This is a genomic window from Flavobacterium sp. IB48 (genome assembly GCF_016405855.1).
GTDB classification, from domain to species: domain Bacteria; phylum Bacteroidota; class Bacteroidia; order Flavobacteriales; family Flavobacteriaceae; genus Flavobacterium; species Flavobacterium ginsengisoli.
On record NZ_JAEFCA010000001.1, the window covers coordinates 706383 to 724685 of the forward strand.

At 32.3% G+C, this 18303-nt stretch carries 22 protein-coding genes; 13 read left to right on the forward strand and 9 right to left on the reverse strand.

All coding sequences use genetic code 11. The features are described from left to right. Window positions 1-108 precede the first annotated feature (108 nt). Complete coding sequence (leuB, locus tag JC605_RS03085; protein WP_198854820.1) at window positions 109-1164, forward strand: 3-isopropylmalate dehydrogenase; 1056 nt, start codon at window positions 109-111, stop codon at window positions 1162-1164. 85 nt (window positions 1165-1249) lie between these two features. Here leuB and JC605_RS03090 read toward each other — a convergent pair whose 3' ends face one another. Then, complete coding sequence (locus JC605_RS03090; protein WP_198854821.1) at window positions 1250-1750, reverse strand: DUF6252 family protein; 501 nt, start codon at window positions 1748-1750, stop codon at window positions 1250-1252. Window positions 1751-1940: 190 nt separating this feature from the next. On the opposite strand from JC605_RS03090, the gene JC605_RS03095 reads away from it, so the two are divergent. From JC605_RS03095 to JC605_RS03110, 4 genes are all read left to right on the forward strand, one after another. Next, window positions 1941-2501, forward strand: a complete 561-nt coding sequence (locus JC605_RS03095; protein WP_144215896.1) for a 30S ribosomal protein S16 — start codon at window positions 1941-1943, stop codon at window positions 2499-2501. A gap of 15 nt (window positions 2502-2516) precedes the next feature. Next, a complete protein-coding gene (gene rimM, locus JC605_RS03100) occupies window positions 2517-3041 on the forward strand; it encodes a ribosome maturation factor RimM (RefSeq protein WP_198854822.1) in 525 nt (174 codons plus the stop codon). 151 nt (window positions 3042-3192) lie between these two features. Next, the gene (locus JC605_RS03105; RefSeq protein ID WP_198854823.1) at window positions 3193-3540 is read left to right on the forward strand and encodes a four helix bundle protein; all 348 of its coding nucleotides are present in this window, start codon (window positions 3193-3195) and stop codon (window positions 3538-3540) included. A gap of 132 nt (window positions 3541-3672) precedes the next feature. Beyond that, on the forward strand, window positions 3673-4380 hold the full coding sequence (locus JC605_RS03110) for a tRNA1(Val) (adenine(37)-N6)-methyltransferase (protein WP_198854824.1): 708 nt from the start codon (window positions 3673-3675) through the stop codon (window positions 4378-4380). Between the two features lie 17 nt (window positions 4381-4397). On the opposite strand, the gene JC605_RS03115 is transcribed toward JC605_RS03110, so the two are convergent. The 7 genes from JC605_RS03115 to JC605_RS03140 all read right to left on the reverse strand — a co-directional run bounded on the left by JC605_RS03115 (window position 4398) and on the right by JC605_RS03140 (window position 12548). After that, on the reverse strand, window positions 4398-4781 hold the full coding sequence (locus JC605_RS03115) for a hypothetical protein (RefSeq protein ID WP_198854825.1): 384 nt from the start codon (window positions 4779-4781) through the stop codon (window positions 4398-4400). A 24-nt stretch (window positions 4782-4805) separates the two neighbouring features. Continuing rightward, window positions 4806-6449, reverse strand: coding sequence for a S41 family peptidase (locus JC605_RS03120; RefSeq protein ID WP_198854826.1), 1644 nt, complete (start codon window positions 6447-6449; stop codon window positions 4806-4808). Between the two features lie 44 nt (window positions 6450-6493). Beyond that, complete coding sequence (locus tag JC605_RS03125; RefSeq protein ID WP_198854827.1) at window positions 6494-7783, reverse strand: HlyD family secretion protein; 1290 nt, start codon at window positions 7781-7783, stop codon at window positions 6494-6496. 2 nt (window positions 7784-7785) lie between these two features. Beyond that, window positions 7786-9978, reverse strand: a complete 2193-nt coding sequence (locus tag JC605_RS03130; RefSeq protein ID WP_198854828.1) for a peptidase domain-containing ABC transporter — start codon at window positions 9976-9978, stop codon at window positions 7786-7788. A gap of 563 nt (window positions 9979-10541) precedes the next feature. Beyond that, window positions 10542-10676: a hypothetical protein gene (locus tag JC605_RS23825; RefSeq protein WP_255562384.1), complete on the reverse strand. Its 135-nt coding sequence runs from the start codon at window positions 10674-10676 to the stop codon at window positions 10542-10544. Window positions 10677-10744: 68 nt separating this feature from the next. Beyond that, complete coding sequence (locus JC605_RS03135) at window positions 10745-10927, reverse strand: hypothetical protein (protein WP_198854829.1); 183 nt, start codon at window positions 10925-10927, stop codon at window positions 10745-10747. 64 nt (window positions 10928-10991) lie between these two features. After that, entirely contained in the window at window positions 10992-12548 is a 1557-nt protein-coding gene (locus tag JC605_RS03140; RefSeq protein ID WP_198854830.1) for a vitamin K epoxide reductase family protein, read from the reverse strand. 588 nt (window positions 12549-13136) lie between these two features. Here JC605_RS03140 and JC605_RS03145 point away from each other — a divergent pair. From JC605_RS03145 to JC605_RS03170, 6 genes are read left to right on the forward strand one after another with little or no spacing between them, the layout of a single operon-like run. Beyond that, on the forward strand, window positions 13137-13283 hold the full coding sequence (locus tag JC605_RS03145; protein ID WP_198854831.1) for an rSAM-modified peptide: 147 nt from the start codon (window positions 13137-13139) through the stop codon (window positions 13281-13283). 47 nt (window positions 13284-13330) lie between these two features. Then, window positions 13331-13477, forward strand: a complete 147-nt coding sequence (locus JC605_RS03150) for an rSAM-modified peptide (protein ID WP_198854832.1) — start codon at window positions 13331-13333, stop codon at window positions 13475-13477. Between the two features lie 49 nt (window positions 13478-13526). Next, a complete protein-coding gene (locus JC605_RS03155; protein WP_198854833.1) occupies window positions 13527-13673 on the forward strand; it encodes an rSAM-modified peptide in 147 nt (48 codons plus the stop codon). Window positions 13674-13721: 48 nt separating this feature from the next. After that, window positions 13722-13868, forward strand: a complete 147-nt coding sequence (locus JC605_RS03160; protein ID WP_198854834.1) for an rSAM-modified peptide — start codon at window positions 13722-13724, stop codon at window positions 13866-13868. A gap of 52 nt (window positions 13869-13920) precedes the next feature. Continuing rightward, window positions 13921-14061 carry an rSAM-modified peptide gene (locus tag JC605_RS03165; protein WP_198854835.1) on the forward strand — a complete coding sequence of 47 codons (141 nt, stop codon included), beginning with the start codon at window positions 13921-13923 and terminating at the stop codon, window positions 14059-14061. Between the two features lie 51 nt (window positions 14062-14112). Continuing rightward, on the forward strand, window positions 14113-14253 hold the full coding sequence (locus JC605_RS03170; protein ID WP_198854836.1) for an rSAM-modified peptide: 141 nt from the start codon (window positions 14113-14115) through the stop codon (window positions 14251-14253). A gap of 17 nt (window positions 14254-14270) precedes the next feature. Here the strand turns inward: JC605_RS03170 and JC605_RS03175 are convergent, their stop codons facing one another. After that, window positions 14271-16043, reverse strand: coding sequence for a helix-turn-helix domain-containing protein (locus tag JC605_RS03175; RefSeq protein WP_198854837.1), 1773 nt, complete (start codon window positions 16041-16043; stop codon window positions 14271-14273). A 166-nt stretch (window positions 16044-16209) separates the two neighbouring features. On the opposite strand from JC605_RS03175, the gene JC605_RS03180 reads away from it, so the two are divergent. Beyond that, window positions 16210-17388, forward strand: a complete 1179-nt coding sequence (locus JC605_RS03180; protein WP_198854838.1) for an acyl-CoA dehydrogenase family protein — start codon at window positions 16210-16212, stop codon at window positions 17386-17388. An 88-nt stretch (window positions 17389-17476) separates the two neighbouring features. Then, window positions 17477-18259, forward strand: coding sequence for a DUF3050 domain-containing protein (locus JC605_RS03185; RefSeq protein WP_198854839.1), 783 nt, complete (start codon window positions 17477-17479; stop codon window positions 18257-18259). Window positions 18260-18303 lie beyond the last annotated feature (44 nt).

Below are 18303 nucleotides of genomic sequence, written 5' to 3' on the forward strand. Positions count from 1 at the left end.
ACCTTAGCAACTCAAAGCCTTAGAACCTTTTAAAAAAACTAAGCCACTAAGAAGAAAAACTTAGAACCTTAGCAACTCAGAACCTTAGAACCTTTTAAAAAATATAGAATGAAATTAAACATAGCCCTTTTAGCCGGAGACGGAATCGGACCAGAAGTAATCGATCAAGCAGTAAAAGTATCGGATGCAATTGCACAAAAATTTGGACATGAAATAACTTGGAAACCAGCTTTAACTGGAGCAGCTGCAATTGATGCAGTAGGAGAACCATATCCAGATTCAACACACGAAGTTTGTAAAAATGCTGATGCCGTTCTTTTTGGAGCAATCGGACACCCAAAATACGATAACGATCCTTCTGCGCCAGTCCGTCCAGAACAAGGTCTGTTAAAAATGCGTAAAGCATTAGGTTTGTTTGCAAACGTAAGACCAACTTTTACATTCCCTTCTTTATTAGATAAATCTCCTTTAAAAAGAGAAAGAATCGAAGGAACTGATTTAGTTTTCTTAAGAGAATTAACTGGCGGAATTTACTTTGGTGAAAAAGGAAGAAAAGATAACGGAGATACTGCTTACGACAACTGTGTTTATACAAGAGCCGAAGTACAGCGTTTAGCTAAAAAAGGTTTTGAATTAGCCATGACACGTTCTAAAAAATTATGTTGCGTTGATAAAGCAAACGTTTTGGAAACTTCACGTTTATGGAGAGAAACAGTTCAGGCAATGGAAAAAGATTATCCAGAGGTTGAAGTTAGCTACGAATTTGTTGATGCTGTAGCAATGCGTTTAGTTCAATGGCCAAACTCTTATGATGTATTAATTACTGAAAACTTATTTGGAGATATTTTAACAGACGAAGCTTCTGTAATTTCTGGCTCAATGGGATTAATGCCTTCTGCATCTATGGGAGCTGAAGTGTCTTTATTTGAGCCTATTCATGGCTCATATCCGCAAGCTACAGGATTAAACATCGCTAACCCAATGGCTACTGTTTTGTCTGCTGCTATGATGTTCGAAAACTTCGGATTAATGGAAGAAGGAAAAGCAATGAGAGATGCTGTAAACAAAGCTTTAGAAGCTGGAGTAGTTACCGAAGATTTAGCGAATGGCGGTAAAGCATACGGTACTAAAGAAGTTGGTGACTGGTTAGCTGCTAACATATAGTTTATTCTTGTTTCAGGTTGCACCTTCAAGCAATCTGAAACTCGAAACATTAAAAAGAGGGATTAACTTTCGTTAATCCCTCTTTTTAATTTAAATTATTGACAGGAACAAAGTTTCCTCCTTGTGTTATTGGAATTTTATAAAAAACTCCTTCAGAAAAATACATTGTTTGTTTTTCGGCACCAGAATCGACATTAACTGCTGTAAATTTAAAGGTCCCCGAAATGGTATTCTCAACCGTATTATATTCTGTCACAATAACTTGCCCGTTTCCTTTGCCTATGCTTGTAGTAAATTCTGCTTCTTGCCCTTTATAAGTGTTTTTATAAGTTGCTTTTGCAGCAGCATCAGCACTTAAAACGTATGTCTTCTCAGTTGGTTCAGGAAGCTGGAAGCGTATTTGTTCGTAACCTAAAGAACCTTCAATTACAAAAGTTCCATCCGATTCCATTCCTGCTTTATAGACTTGAGCTCTCCAAAAGTTGTTATCTTTTAAGGTTTGAAAAGCCGGATTATTGAATCTTACATCTTCTGTACAAGATATAAGTAGAAGTAAAATTGATAAAAAGTAAAAGATTTTTTTCATGTTTAAAATGAATTTGTTGCAAAAGTATTGCATTAAGATCAAAATACTTACATTAAAAAGTCAAAAAAATGCTAAAAAAACAACTCAAATATATTTAATCTTTTTTAAAAACGTGTTTTTCATAAAAAAATTATATCTTTGCGCCCTTAATTAACAGAGGTCGAGTACCTCAAAATTTAATCACTAGATTATGTCAGTAAAAATTAGATTACAAAGACACGGTAAAAAAGGAAAACCTTTTTACTGGGTAGTAGCTGCAGATGCACGCTCAAAAAGAGATGGTAAATACTTAGAGAAAATCGGTACTTACAATCCAAACACTAACCCAGCAACTGTTGAGTTAAACCTTGACAGCGCAGTTAAATGGTTACACAATGGTGCTCAACCAACTGATACTGCAAGAGCTATCCTTTCTTACAAAGGTGCTTTATTGAAACACCACCTTGATGGAGGAGTTCGTAAAGGTGCTTTAACTCAAGAGCAAGCAGATGCTAAATTAACTGCTTGGTTAGAAGCAAAAGCTGGTAAAGTTGATGCTAAAAAAGATGGTTTATCTAAAGCTAAAGCTGATGCTAAAGCTACAGCATTAAAAGCAGAGAAAGAAGTTAACGCTAAACGTGTTGCTGATGCTGCTGCTGCACAAGCTGAAGCTGCTGCCGCTGCACAAGCTGCTGAGGCTACTGAAGAAGTTGCTGAAGCTACTGAAGAAGCTCCTGCTGCTGAAGAGAATAACGAAACAACTGAAGCATAATTTTACTTAGCGATAATGCGTAAAGAAGACTGTTTTTATTTAGGTAAAATCGCTAAAAAATTTAGTTTCAAAGGTGAAGTTCTGATCTATTTAGATACAGACGAACCTGAGTTATACGAAAATCTGGAATCAGTGTTTGTTGAACACAACAAACACTTGGTTCCTTTTTTTATTGAAACAAGTTCTTTACATAAAAACGACTTTTTAAGAGTCCGTTTTGAAGATGTAAACACCGAAGAAGATGCAGATGCCTTAGTTGGAAATGCTATCTATCTTCCTTTAACTATGTTGCCAAAACTTACTGGCAACAAATTCTACTTCCATGAAGTTATTGGTTTCGAAATCGAAGACAAACGTTTAGGCGTTTTCGGAAAAATAACTTCTATTAATGATTCAACTGCTCAACCTCTTTTCGAAGTTTTAAATGGCGAAGTTGAAATCTTAGTTCCAATGATTGATAATTTTCTTGTAAAAATTGATCGTGAGAACAAAAAAGTCATCATGGATCTTCCTGAAGGTCTTGTAGAGATGTACCTTTAATTTAAGAAATTCCAATTTTTTAAATTCCAAATCCCAAAAATCTGAAGGTTTTGCTTTTAAAGAAAGAAAAAACTTATTTTTTATATTTCTTTTATTTTAAATTTACTTTCCAAATTGGAATTTGTAATTTAAAATATTGAGATTTTTATATATGAAACCATATAATTTAGAAAAAAGAGCTTTCCTATTTGCAAAAGAATGCAGATTATATATTAGAACATTACCAAAAACAGTTTCAAATATTGAAGATGCAAAACAATTAGTACGTTCTTCTGGTTCCGTTGGAGCAAATTATATCGAAGCAAATGAGAAATTGGGTGACAAGGATTTATTGTTCCGTCTTAAAATTGCTCGAAAAGAAGCAAAAGAATCTAAATTTTGGCTTCAATTACTGAATGACTTGAATCCAGATCAAAAATTAGCGTCAGAACTTCTATTATACGAAGTAGAAGAATTACGAAAAATTCTATCCGCAATAATTACTAAAACTTCAAAATAATAAATCCATATTTAATAGTATTTTTGCAGTTCATAATAATACATCTCTTTGCAATTGGAATTTGGATTTTTTAATAGAAATCTCTTTTTTTAGTTGGAATTTGGAATTTAAAAAAAATGGAATTTTCTATCTATGTTTAAGTTTAAACAATTCTCTATAAACCAAGACCGTTGCGCTATGAAAGTAGGCACAGATGGTGTTTTACTTGGTGCTTGGGCTCCTGTTCATCATAGTCCGTTTAGTGTTTTAGATATTGGTGCTGGAACAGGAATTATTGCTTTGATGTTGGCACAAAGAAGCCATGCAGAACAAATTGATGCACTTGAAATCGATGAAGATGCGTATGAACAAGCAGTAGAAAACTTTGAAGCTTCTCCTTGGGGTGATCGCTTATTTTGTTTTCATGCTGGTTTAGACGAGTTTATTGAAGAACCAGAAGACGAATATGATTTAATTGTTTCAAATCCGCCTTTTTATGCTGAGGATTATAAAACCGAAAACGAACAACGCGATTTAGCTCGTTTTCAAGATGCAATGCCCTTTGAAGAAATTGTTGAAGCTGCCGATTTGTTGCTCTCAGAAAATGGAATTCTAGCTATAATTATTCCTTTTAAAGAAGAAGAAAAATTTATTGCTCTTGCAAAAGAATCAGAACTTTATCCAATAAAAATCACAAGAGTTAAGGGAACTCCTAAATCGGAAATTAAGCGTAGTTTATTAGCTTTTAGCCGAAATGAAGTTCTTGAAATTGAAACCGATGAACTTATTATCGAAATCGACAGACACGTTTATACTCCTGAATATACTGAATTGACTAAAGATTTTTATTTAAAGATGTAAAAATATCTTTAAATAAATTATTCTTTTTGCAGACACAATCCTCTTTGAAAATCCATTCCATTCGGGTTTTCTTCATTAAAATATACTATGTTATAAGTAACACATTCCTCGTCTGTATAAATTATTTCTGCTACACTTTTATCTCCAATTTTAACATTCTCGGCTCCTAAGTTTTTTATACAAACCCTTTCAAGTTTACAATCACTAAGCCATTTGACACTCCAAACGGTTTGCAATTTACGATCAAAATAACACTCTTCAATAGAATCTTTTCGAATAGCATATTCATTTGGAAAAGCTGGAGCCGCAAACTTTCCATTCTTAAATCTAGTGCAATCTAATTTTTGAGAATAACTAACAGTCCCCAATAAGATTAGACAAAAAACGATGATTTTTTTCATGATATTTTTTACTGTTATTTTTAATTATTTTCCATTTTTCGCAAAAAGAATCGCTCTTTCAAGAACTTCATCCTTACCTTGCTGAATACCTAAAATTGTTGGTTTTACTTCAATATCTGGAACAATACCAATTCTTTGTGTTTCTTTTTTATTTGGATAAAAAACACCATAACAAGTAAATGAAGTATAAAATCCTTTTATAATTGGAAAACCATAATTTGCACCATCTGCACCACCTGTTTGGCTTCCAATTATTTTAACTTTTGGGGCTGTTTGCAAACTCATTGCATTAAATTCTGCATGGCTCACTGCTTTTTCATTTATTAAAACAATTACTTTTCCTTTGTAATATTCTGGATTGTTTTTACCACATTTTAAAGTTTCATTTCTCCATAAATAACGTCCTGGATAGTTTACATCTGGATCTAAGAATTTGACAAACTCTTTCGGTTCAGGATTTAGCCAATCTGAAATTGCATACATAACATCATGAGGACGCTCTCGATTATCAAAAATAATAGCACTTGTGTTATTCAATGCTGATATCAGAGCAGGAACATCACTTTCATCTAATGCATCGTAATTAACATAACCGATATTGCCTTCTAGTATTTCCCATTTTTCACGATCTGGAAATTGAATTCTTAGGTTTTGATATTTATAACGTTTAATAGATTTCACTTCAGACTTTCCGTTTCTTATGAACTCCACTTCTACCGCATCTGATTTTCCATTAAAAATTGTCCAATAAGCATTTTTTAAAATAGATGGTTCATTGGATCCTTCGACATACTTTCGGTTTTCTTTTAAAAGTTCTGCTATCGTTTTTCCGTTAACTCTTGTAAATACATCTCCAATTTTAATATCGCTAACTTTTGCCAAAGAGTCATTTTTCAAACTAACAACAATTGCTTTCTCATCTATAAAACTTACATCAGCTGGGATAAATTTATCTCCAAAATATTCGAACAATTGAGGCATTTGGGTTGAAGCGTGAGTGTCATTTAACTTAATAGAGATTTCACGCATTGCTAAAACAAAGTCCTTTTCAGATTCTGGAGCATAAAATCTCGGCAGCATTTCTGTTAACACCTTATCCCAATTTTCATCCATTTGGTATTTGTATGGAAAGAAATACTCAATATAATTCCAATATCTAAAAAGAGCCAAAAGGCGCATTTTTTTATCTTCCCATTTAAACTCTGTATACTTTACTTCATTTTTGAACTGTAAAGGCATTCCTCCATCAAGCTTAAAGTCAACATAGTATTGTTTATCTTGAATTCTATTCTCTTCAATAAACTTTAATTTCTTTGAAAGCGACTTAGAAAATAATTCATTTTTATTGAACCATGACAAATCGAAATTTTTATCAAAGTATTCTTTTTTAGTTTTTACGTTTTCCTGCTTTTTGATTTCGCCTAGAGAAACAATCCAATTTTCTATCACCTGAGAAAATGCTTCAGAAGTTTGAGCCTCTTCGACTTTTGGTAAGATTTGAAACAATTGTTCATCCCAGTTTTTGCTTCCATCAGTGACATTTGGGTGATAATATTTTAAAAAGCCCCAAACTTTGCATGTCGCAGCTAACTTTTGAGTTTCAGTTATTGGTTTGGAAAAAGAAATTTGAAATAATAAAACAAAAGCAATTAGTAGTTTTTTTTTCATTTAAGATCTGTGGTTTTGGGTTTCGGTTAGTTAGTAGTTTTTTTTTAGACTTGTTCAAAAATGGTTTTAAATTGATACAGGATTCTTTCGATTAAACGCAGATCTTCGGTTACAATTTCTGCGCTTCCTTTCATTTCCTGCTGAAAAGCAATTTGTTTATCGTATGATGTTTTCAGGCCTTTTGGAAGCGCAACATCAATTAGCAGATTTCCATCTTTATCTGGCACTAACGAAATATTTTTAATTTCGCCTTTTAACACACCAAATTCGCGGTCTGGATAATTTGCCAAGCGAATATTAACCTTTTGTCCCACTTTTATTTTACCTGAATTTAAAGCCGGTGCTTTTACTTTACCAATAAAACTATTTTTTGCATCTGGAATAATTGAAAATACATTGTCACCAACATTTATGGTCTGATTTTCATTCCAAACTTGTAAAAATGTAACCTTTCCGCTAATTGATGATTTTAGCGCATATGCCAGTTCCCAATCTCTTATTACTTTTTTTAACTGATAAAAGGATTGTGAAACATTGCGGCCAAGATTAACCTCTTCTTTAGTGCTGTTTATTTGCAGATTCTGGCTTGATTTTGTGTTATCAATCAAAGAAGACCTTAATTGAGAAATCGATGATAACAAGCTTCTATAATTCTTTTGCGCTTGAAGGAAAGTCAATTTTTTAACTTCCATTTCTTGAGCAGAAATAATTCCTTTGTTGAATAGCGTTTCAAAACGTGCAACTTCGTTTTTCTGAAGTTCCAATTCTCGCTCATTAATCACCTTTTGTTGCTGCAAGATTTCTAACCTTTCTGTTATCTGAATTTTTTCAGACTGCTGCGCTCTGGTTTCGACCTGAAAAGGGTGCAGATCTTTATTTAATTCCTGCGCCTGATAATCTTTCTGAAACGCCGCATACGCGCTTTCGATTTCTCCCAGTTGTGTGTTTTTCAATAACTCAAAAGGAAACTCTTTTTTAGTGTTATTGATATCATATTTATCAACAATGCCTTTCAATAAAAAAACATCTTTATAATTGGCTGTGTTTTCAATAATAGCCAATGTGCTGTTCTTTTCTACCAATGTTTTATTCTTTACCAAAATTGCTTCAATTCGTCCAGAAGATTTTGACACAATTTTCTCTGGAGGAATATTAGTAGTAATTACAATTTCAGTTTTTACGACATCTGGATATTTGACAAACCAAGAAACAAAAAACAGCATAATGATTATGGCAAAAATCAAGACTGTTCCCCATCGTATCATCCAATGCGGTACTTTGGTTAGGATATCCTGAACCTCTTCGCTTCTTAATTCAAATGTATCTTCGTTCATAATTAATTCCCTAATTGCAACTGGTTTCTAACCAATTCAAAATAATTTCCTTTTTGTTCTACCAATGCCGAATGGCTTCCAATTTCGATGATTTTTCCTTTTTCTAAAACCACAATTTGATCAGCATTCATTACAGTGCTCAATCTGTGCGCAATTACCACTACCGTTTTATCTTTAAAAAAGATGTCAAGCTTTTTCATAATCGCCTTTTCATTATTGGCATCTAATGCCGAAGTGGCTTCATCAAAAAATAAAATTTCTGGGTTTTTATAAACTGCTCTCGCAATTAATAATCGTTGTTTCTGCCCAGTGCTCATTCCTAATCCTTCTGCTCCAATTTTGGTGTTAAAACCTAAAGGAAGCTCGCTGATGTATTCTTTTATGTTCGCTACATCTGCTGCGTAAAGCAATTTTTCTTTATCAATTTTATCTACCCCAAAAGCAATATTATTGGCAATTGTATCGCTAAAAATAAAACCTTCTTGCATTACAGCTCCAATATTAGATCTCCATGCATTTTGCGATATATTTTTTAGTTGTGAGTTTCCAATCAAGACCTCTCCTTTTTCGGGTTCGTAGAACTTGAGAAGCAATTTCATCAAGGTCGTTTTTCCGCTTCCGCTAACTCCTACTATTGCAGTAACTTTATTGCACGGAATTATTAAATTTAAATTGTCTAAAACAGGAACATCTGAACCTAAATATCTAAAAGAAAGATTTTTAATTTCGATATCTACATTTTGCGGAACTTCGTTTGTTTGATTAATTTCCTGCTGGACTTCATCTTCTTTCTCATGAATTTCGGACAATCTGGCCAATGAAATTTTCGCATCCTGCAATTCTCTCACAAATTCAATTAATTGTGTAATAGGACCATTTAAACTCCCCACAATGGCACTTATAGCCAACATCATACCTAAAGTTATAGATCCGTCAATTACTAACTTGGCAGATAGAAAAATGATAAATATATTCTTTAATTCATTAATAATAGAAGAGCCAATTGTTTGCGTCTGTTCTAAAACCAATCCTTTTATCGAAACCCTAAAAAGTCTTGCCTGTACATACTCCCAGCCCCAACGTTTTTGTTTTTCGGCATTATGAAGCTTGATTTCCTGCATTCCGTTTATAAGTTCCATTACTTTACTTTGCTCGTTTGAAACTTCTGCAAATCGTTTATAATCTAGAACTTCTCTCCTTTTTAAAAACAAAACTATCCAGCCAAAATAAAGCACACTTCCTGCAAAGAAGACTAAAAAAATCTGCAGATTGAAATAGGCCAAAACAGCTCCCATAACAAACATATTGATTACAGAAAATAGCACATTAAGCGATGATGTCGTTAGTATTTTTTCAATTCGGCGATGATCATTTATTCGCTGCATAATATCTCCTGTCATCCTCACATCAAAAAAAGAAATAGGCAGATTCATTAATTTAATAAAGAAATCTGAGATAAGAGAAATATTGATTCTAGTTGATAAATGCAATAAAATCCAGCTTCTAATGAGTTCTAATCCTGTTCTTCCTGCAAAAACAAAAAGCATTGCAAAAAGAATCAAATAGATAAAATGAATGTTCTGATTCTGTATTCCGACATCAACAATACTCTGTGTTAGAAACGGAAAAATTAGATTGAGTAAACTGCTCGCAAAAAGACCAACTGCAAGCTGAATAAGAAATGATTTGTATTGAAATAAATATTGAAAAAGAAACTTAAATCCTAATCCAGAATTTTCTTCTTTATCAAAATCAGATTGGAAAAAACTCGGTGTTGCTTCGATCAGCAATGCAATTCCTTCTTTTGTTTCATTATCGGCATTATTGCCTATCCAAAACTTCACAAACTCTTCTCTACTATATTCCAAAAGACCAAAAGCGGGATCAGAAATATAATATTTGCCTTTTTTTATTTTATAGAGCACTACATAATGATCATTATTCCAGTGTAGAATACAAGGCAGTGGGGCTTCTTCAATTCTTTTTACAGAAAGTTTTACCCCTAAAGTTCTAAATCCGATTTTTTCGGCAGCATCACTCAGAAAAAGCAAATTACTTCCTTCGCGAGTAGTTTCGCTAAAATCTCTCAACTCCTGAATGTTGATTGTTTTACCGTAATATTTAGCAATAATTTTTAAACATGTCGGACCGCAATCTTTATTATCAGCTTGTCTATAATGAGGGAATTTTTTCAATTTATTTTGATTTATTCTGGGCCAATTTAATAAAAAAAAATCTTGTTAATCCATAAAAAAACAGAGAAGATATAAATCTTCTCTGTTTCGGTATTTAAAAACAAATTTTAGCAACACAATTTCTTTAGGACATGGCTGCGGTTACCCTAACCAAGTAAAATTAACACAGCAGCCAACTCCTAAGAATCTCAGTACCAATCATCAATACTGAGAATTTGCTCAATGTTCCACGATCGAGCGCCTATACATTCAAAAAAAACATGACTAAATTCTAAATAAGGCTATATCGTATTACTTTCAAAAAAGTTAAAAATCAACAACAAAGACGACTTGTATCACAAATACCCGATGATGTATTTAACGGACAAGTTTCGTCTGGTGATATTAAAATGCATCCTGCTTGCAAGGCATATACCCAACATTCTGGAATTCCTCCTTTTATGGTTTTCTGTTCACTTTTTTTAATGTACTGAGCACCTTCAAGGTTTAAAATTTTCTTTAACATAATAATATCTTTTTTAGATAGTAAGCGAGTTTCTTCTCTTACTATTTAAATATTAGCATTAGCAAGTATAATATTTCTCAACAGCAGCATCATTACAATTAATCTCTTCTGAATAATCAGTTCCCAAGATGTTCTTCTGCTCTTTTTTGGTAAGCTTTCTTGTTTCCTTGCTTTTTAAAATTTTCTCTAACATAACTGGTTATTTACATTTTTCGGTTTAAGCCTCAAATTTGCAATAACTTGATGCTTAAAATTTTTCTCTTAGCAACTTCCGACGTAACTATTTGGAATGCAGTTCCAGTACGCTGGCACAGTTCCAAATTCTGTACATCTTTTAACTTTAAATCCGTCTTCACAAATTGGAGCATGATCTCCATTTATTGTTTTCAGCTCACTTGCAGTTAATTCTACTGCTCCTTTTAATTTCAAGATACTCTTTAACATATCTGCAGGTTTTAGGTTGGGGGTAACTTATTTCTGTTTTTACAGTCGAAACTTCTGTTTCATATTATGCTATCTTTTCCAAAACTTGAACTTCATCGATGTAATCATTTAAGAAATATTTCAACTCGTTCAATTCATATTCATTTGGAAATAGCCTTTCATTTACAATTTTAATAGGTGTGTAATTAAAATTGTTCATAGAGCACCAATCGTATTGTTTCTGAATTTCCTGATTTATCATCATGCTTACAGATTCAACATTCCATTTTTTAAGCCATTTTTTGTGTGTCATTCTTTTGATATACCAATCAGAAATTGCTTCAACCGTTTTTCCAGGTGTTGTTCTGTTAATAGTCAAAAGTCTTTCAACAACAGCCTTATAAGGATTATCATTATTTTCTGGATTAATATTGAAAAGAACATTCAAAAATATTTTGTCTGGAAACTTCATCACTAAGTCAAAAGCTTCTTGGAAAGTTTTATAACAATGTCCGCAGCTTGGGCTAAGAATTACAGAAAGTCTAACTCCGGCATTTCTATTTCCAAATGTTAAGCCTCTTAAATCTTCAAATCCTTTTGCATATTTTACTTTTTTAGATAAGTAATTTAATAGCGAATAATTTCTTTTAAATTTCTTAAGCTCTTTTAACGAATTTTCATTGTCAAGCATTTTTCTAATCATCACTTTAACTGTTGCCCAAATTGGCATTAAAAGCAAAAGAGAGAATATGTATGGAAAAACTTCACTAAAACTAAAGCTCAACGTAAAAAGATCTGATGAAAACCAAACAATACTTTGAACCAATATTAAAAATGAGATTGCTAAGCACATTATGCACCATTTTTGAATCTCAAATTTTTGAATCCAGATTGAGCAAACTATTATTGGAATAGCTAATAAGCTTAAAAATCCAACAAAAATAGCTGAGCTTAATGGCTGAACTAATATTGCAATGATACTTGAACTAAAGAAAAGTAATGGCAAATCTGAAAAACTCAACCATCTGTTTGCAATATCATCATTGAAACTTATTACCGAATGGCAAGAAGAGTTCGAACTTAAATTACAGAATTTTGAAATTACTGTGTTTTTAACTCCCCATTTCTCCTGTACAATAAATATGCTTACAATTAAACCAAGAACTGATGTTACTAAAAAAGAAGCGCTAAACCAATCAAAACGATTGTAGAAAAAAGACAATCCCGCTACGAGCGCAAGAGGCAGAAAATATTTTAGCCAATTGTATTCTATTTTTAGATTCTCTCTTGTTACTACATTGTTTGGCTCAATGGCAACGATTACACCATTCCAGTCTAAAAGAAATTTATCATACGATAATTTTTGCGTTCCTTTTTTTGTGGTTGTAATTCTAACCCCACTTTTAATCTTTTCAACCAGTATTAATTCATCTTTGAAATACGCCAAAAAGTTTGAAGGCAAATCTTCAATTTGCTCTTTCGAAACTCTTACGGCTGCATTCTCTACAGAAAGCAAATCAAACGAATCTGTAATGGCAAACAAACTCGGATAATTTGGATGAGATAAAAACAGATCCTTAAACTCATTTTTGATATCTGAGTAGCGATTGATTTGCAGAAATTTTTGGACCAGCTTTAACATCGTTTTTGATCGTTTTTAAATCATAATTACACTGCAAAGATTGGTGATTTTATTGATAAAAATCGCATGCGCACATACATTTTATTAATTATACCACATACAATTTATAAATTATACCAAGTATAGTAAACATTATAACTAATTGAATAATAATTAGTTACATACAACATTTTTCGTTAAAAAGCTCAAAAAGTCTATTTTCGATTAACGGCTTTCCTTTTTATCTAGTTTTGGAAAGGCGATAATCGAAACAATATCAAACATGAAAAATAGAACACAAAAAACGAATTATTTTATAAGAAAAAAATCATCGAAAAGAGAGTAAAAAAATGACTTAAATAGTCAAAAATTGACTCTTGAAAACAGCAGAAAATACCCCCTGAAAAGCATAGTAGCAAGATTCAAATAAAAGGAATTAACTTACAATAAAGTCCCTTTTTTACTACTGTGAAAAACCAAAAATAAAACCAAAATAACTTTGCATAAACCATTTTTAAGCGTTGCTTTTATCGCTTTTAATAACAATTGCTTAAAATATTTATGAAAGATTTATAGTACTAATTTTTTTAATTTAAATAAACATACAACATGAAAAATTCAAAATTTACATTCAAAGATTTCCAATTAGATACAATCTCTAAAAAAGAACAAAAAACTATTAAAGGCGGAAGTGTACCTGATCCTACTGATCCAAACGAACCTAAAAAAGGCGGCGGAGGAAACGGAAATAACTAAAACCATACCTGAATAAACTCTTTAAAACTATCCAAAAATATAAAGTCATGAAAAATAACAAATTAACATTCAAAGATTTTCAATTAGATACAATCTCTAAAAAAGAACAAAAAACTATTAAAGGCGGAGGTGTAGATGATCCAATTGATCCAAACGAACCGAAAAAAGGCGGCGGAGGAAACGGAAATAACTAAAACGATACCTGAATAAACTTTTTAAAACTATCCAAAAAAATATAAAATCATGAAAAATACCAAATTAACATTCAGCGATTTTCAATTAGATACAATCTCTAGAAAAGAACAAAAAACTATTAAAGGCGGAGGTGTAGATGATCCAATTGATCCAAACGAACCGAAAAAAGGCGGCGGAGGAAACGGAAATAACTAAAACGATACCTGAATAAACTTTTTAAAACTATCAAAAAAATATAAAATCATGAAAAATAGCAAATTAACATTCAGCGATTTTCAATTAGATACAATCTCTAGAAAAGAACAAAAAACTATTAAAGGCGGAGGTGTAGATGATCCAATTGATCCGAACGAACCGAAAAAAGGTGGCGGAGGAAACGGAAATAACTAAAATGCCACCTGAATAAAACTTTTTTAAAACTAATCCAAAAAAATATAAAGTCATGAAAAATAACAAATTAACTTTCAAAGATTTTCAATTAGATACAATCTCTAGAAAAGAGCAAAAAACTATTAAAGGAGGAGATGATCCAATTGATCCGAACGAGCCTAAAAAAGGCGGAGGAGGAAACGGAAATAACTAAAATGATATCTGAATAAACCTTTTTAAAACTAATCCAAAAAAATATAAAGTCATGAAAAATAGCAAATTAACATTCAAAGATTTTCAATTAGATACAATCTCTAAAAAAGAGCAAAAAACTATTAAAGGAGGAGATGATCCAATTGATCCGAACGAACCTAAAAAAGGTGGCGGAGGAAACGGAAACAATTAAGAAGCCAATACTTTTAACTAAATATTATTCGCAAACTGAGCTGGAGACACTCCAGTTCTTTTGCGAAATGATTTTGCAAAAGAAACTGCATTTTTAAATCCAACACTTTCTGCAATTGCCTGTGTAGAATATTTACGATACAAATGATTCGTAATCATCTGGTTAATAACATAATTAATTTTCAACTCATTAGAATACTCACTAAAAGATTTTCCAAATCTTTTATTTACTACATAAGACAAATAAGTGGTATTGGTTTTGATTTTTTTTGCCGCATAAGCAAGTGTAAAATCGGCATTTAGATATTCTAATTTCTCTTCTAAAGCCAATAATTTCTCTACGATTTTATTCTCTTTAGCTTCGTCAATACTCAAATTCGCATTTTCTTTTTTCAAAATAGCATCATCCGTTTCAGGAACTTCAACTATTTTTTCGAGAGCGACATTTTCTATTTCGACTTTTTCATGTTCCTTTTTCTCCAGATTAGCTTTGAACTCTTCAATTAAAGCGTTCATTTTCTTTTGAGCTCTATTTTTGTCCCTAATATTTTTGATAAGGAAAAAGACAATTCCAATTACCAGAATTACATAAAATACCTTTAAGGCTTTGTTCCAAAATACCTCATATTTATATTTCTCCTGAACATCAAGCATTTCTTGGCTTAAATCTGCGGTACCTAATTTATAGTTTACCTCTAATGCTTCTTCTCTTAGATTTCCTTCATATTTTTCATAAGAATCTAAGTATAATTTAGAGTGCTTATAAGCCAACTCTGGTTCATTTTTAATACTGTAAATTTTAGCCTGTAAATAGTTGGATCTAAAAAAGTTAATATCAACCGTTTTGTTCTTTTGGCTAATAGAGTCTACTTTCTTTAAAAAAATAAGAGCTCTATCATATTTTTTTATCGAATAATAAAGGTCTCCTAAATTAAATGCAGCAATTTTATATAGGCTTTCATTTTCAACCTGTTTGGCATAAAAAGAGATATCATAATAAATTTTCTCGGCATTGGTATAATCCTTTTTAAATACATAAATATTACCCAAACTAAGTTTAGAAGTAATCTTATTGTCGATAAATTTATCCGAAAAAGCTATACTCTTCTTATAATAGTACTCTGCAGAATCTAGTAAATAAGTCTTTTCTCTATTTTTGGTATAATATCCTTCATAAGAATTCCCAAGATTGATATAGCTATTACTTTTTGCATTCTGAAACTGATCTTTATCGTACAAACCTTCGTTCTTGTCCAAAAACGCTTCATTCTGTCTTAAGATCTTTATTGACAGCTGATAATTGCCAACGCTCTCATTCAATAACGCGATATTTGCTTTAAATTTTACAATTTGTACAACATCATTTATCTTAGAAGAAAGCTTAACTCCTTCCTGATAACTGCCAAGCGCTTTACCATAATTAGATCTCTTCCAATATGTAAGTCCTCTATAGTTACATAAATAGGCGTGCAGTTTTATTTTATCAGTAGACTCAGGAATTTTATTTAAATGCTTTAAAGCCTCTGCATACATTTTTTCAGACTGGGCAGCATTTTCTTTTAGCTGATACAAATAAGAACCTGCCCCATAAGCAAAAGTCTTATGAGCCTCATTATCAGATTTAAGGACCTGATTAACATAAATCAAACCGTCATCATAATTTCCGTTTATACTAAAACGAATTTTATCCCGTAATTCTAAGTACTTTTGTTCTGTAAGCTCTCCATTGGTCTGAGCCGTTCCATTGCAAAATATTAGTAAGAAAAAGACAAAAGAGATTATCAGCCTCATTTAAATTGTTTTTGGAATTCAAAAATAGTCTATAAATTATCAATAAACTACAATTAATTTGCCAAATTCCTATTAATTTTATTTTTGCAATAAATAAATATAACATTTTAACATGTATTTGTTATATTTATATTATGTAAATTTGTTTGCTAAAAAATTATATAACATGAAACCAGACCTATTTCAATCTCCAGATTACTATAACTTAGATGATTTGTTAACAGAAGAACACAAATTAGTTCGTGAGTCTGCCCGTGCTTGGGTTAAAAGAGAAGTTTCTCCTATAATAGAAGAATATGCTCAAAAAGCAGAATTTCCAAAACAAATTATAAAAGGTCTTGGCGAAATTGGTGGTTTCGGTCCTTATATTCCGGTAGAATATGGAGGTGCTGGACTGGACCAGATATCTTATGGTTTGATTATGCAGGAAATCGAAAGAGGCGATTCTGGTGTAAGATCAACTTCTTCTGTACAGTCTTCTTTGGTAATGTATCCTATTTGGAAATATGGAAACGAGGAGCAACGAATGAAATATCTTCCAAAACTGGCAACAGGAGAATTTATTGGTTGTTTTGGTTTAACAGAACCAGATCACGGCTCTGATCCGGGAAGTATGATTACCAATTTTAAAGATATGGGCGATCATTATCTTTTAAATGGTGCCAAAATGTGGATATCAAACGCCCCTTTTGCAGATATCGCTATCGTTTGGGCTAAAAATGAGGAAGGCCGAATTCACGGTTTAATCGTAGAACGCGGCATGGAAGGCTTTACAACTCCAGAAACTCATAATAAATGGTCACTTCGTGCATCTGCAACAGGAGAATTAATTTTTGATAATGTAAAAGTTCCTAAAGAAAACCTTTTACCAAACAAATCTGGCTTAGGTGCTCCGCTTGGCTGTTTAGATTCTGCTCGTTATGGAATTGCTTGGGGAGCAATTGGCGCGGCAATGGATTGTTATGATACTGCTTTAAGGTATTCTAAAGAGAGAATCCAGTTCGGAAAACCAATTGGAGGAACACAATTACAACAGAAAAAACTAGCAGAAATGATTACCGAAATCACAAAAGCACAATTATTAACTTGGCGTTTAGGTGTTTTAAGAAACGAAGGCAGAGCAACAACAGCACAAATTTCTATGGCAAAACGCAATAACGTAAACATGGCAATTACCATTGCACGCGAAGCAAGACAAATGCTTGGAGGTATGGGAATCACTGGAGAATACTCGATTATGCGTCATATGATGAACCTAGAAAGTGTAATCACTTATGAAGGAACTCATGATATACATTTATTGATTACTGGAATGGACGTAACCGGAATTCCTGCGTTTAAATAATTGATAATTATTAAAATATATACAAAATCAATCTAAAAAGCTTCTTCTTGACGGAGAAGCTTTTTATCTTTGCATCAAAATTTTTAAAATGAATATCGAAACGATAAACAAAAGCATACAATCACAAAAAGACCAACTATTAAACCATTCTTTATACAATAAGATTCAAAACATAGATGATTTACACAGCTTTCTAGAAACTCACGTTTTTGCTGTTTGGGATTTTATGTCGCTTTTAAAAGCATTACAAGCCAAACTTACTTGTACGACAACGCCGTGGTTTGCAACCAAAAATCCAGAAACTCGTTATTTAATTAATGAAATTGTTCTTGCAGAAGAAACTGACTTAACGATTGACGGAAGAAGACAAAGTCATTATGAAATGTACCTAGAAGCAATGGAAGCTTGTGGCGCTAATACCACTGGAGTTTTAAGCTTTTTATCAGAAGTACACTCTCTTCAGAATATATTTGTTGCCATCAAACAAAGTTCATTGCATCCAAACGTAAAATCATTCTTAGACTTTACTTTTAGAGTTATCGAAGAAGGAAAACCACACGAAATTGCTGCAGCATTTACTTTCGGGAGAGAAGATTTAATTCCGAGCATGTTTACTCAGATTTTAAAAAATTTCCAAAAAAACCTTCCAGATACAGATCTAACAAAATTACTTTACTATTTTGAAAGACATATCGAATTAGATGCCGACGAACACGGACCAATGGCAATGCAAATGATTACAGAATTGTGCGAAGAAGATGCTCAAAAATGGAAAGAAGTTGAAGAAGTTTCAATTCTTGCCCTAGAAAGACGCATTGCACTTTGGAATGCCATCGAAGAAGAAATCGTGATGAAAACCGAAATGGTTTAAAATCCAAACTCATATATTTAACGTAACTATTTGTTTAAAGCGAC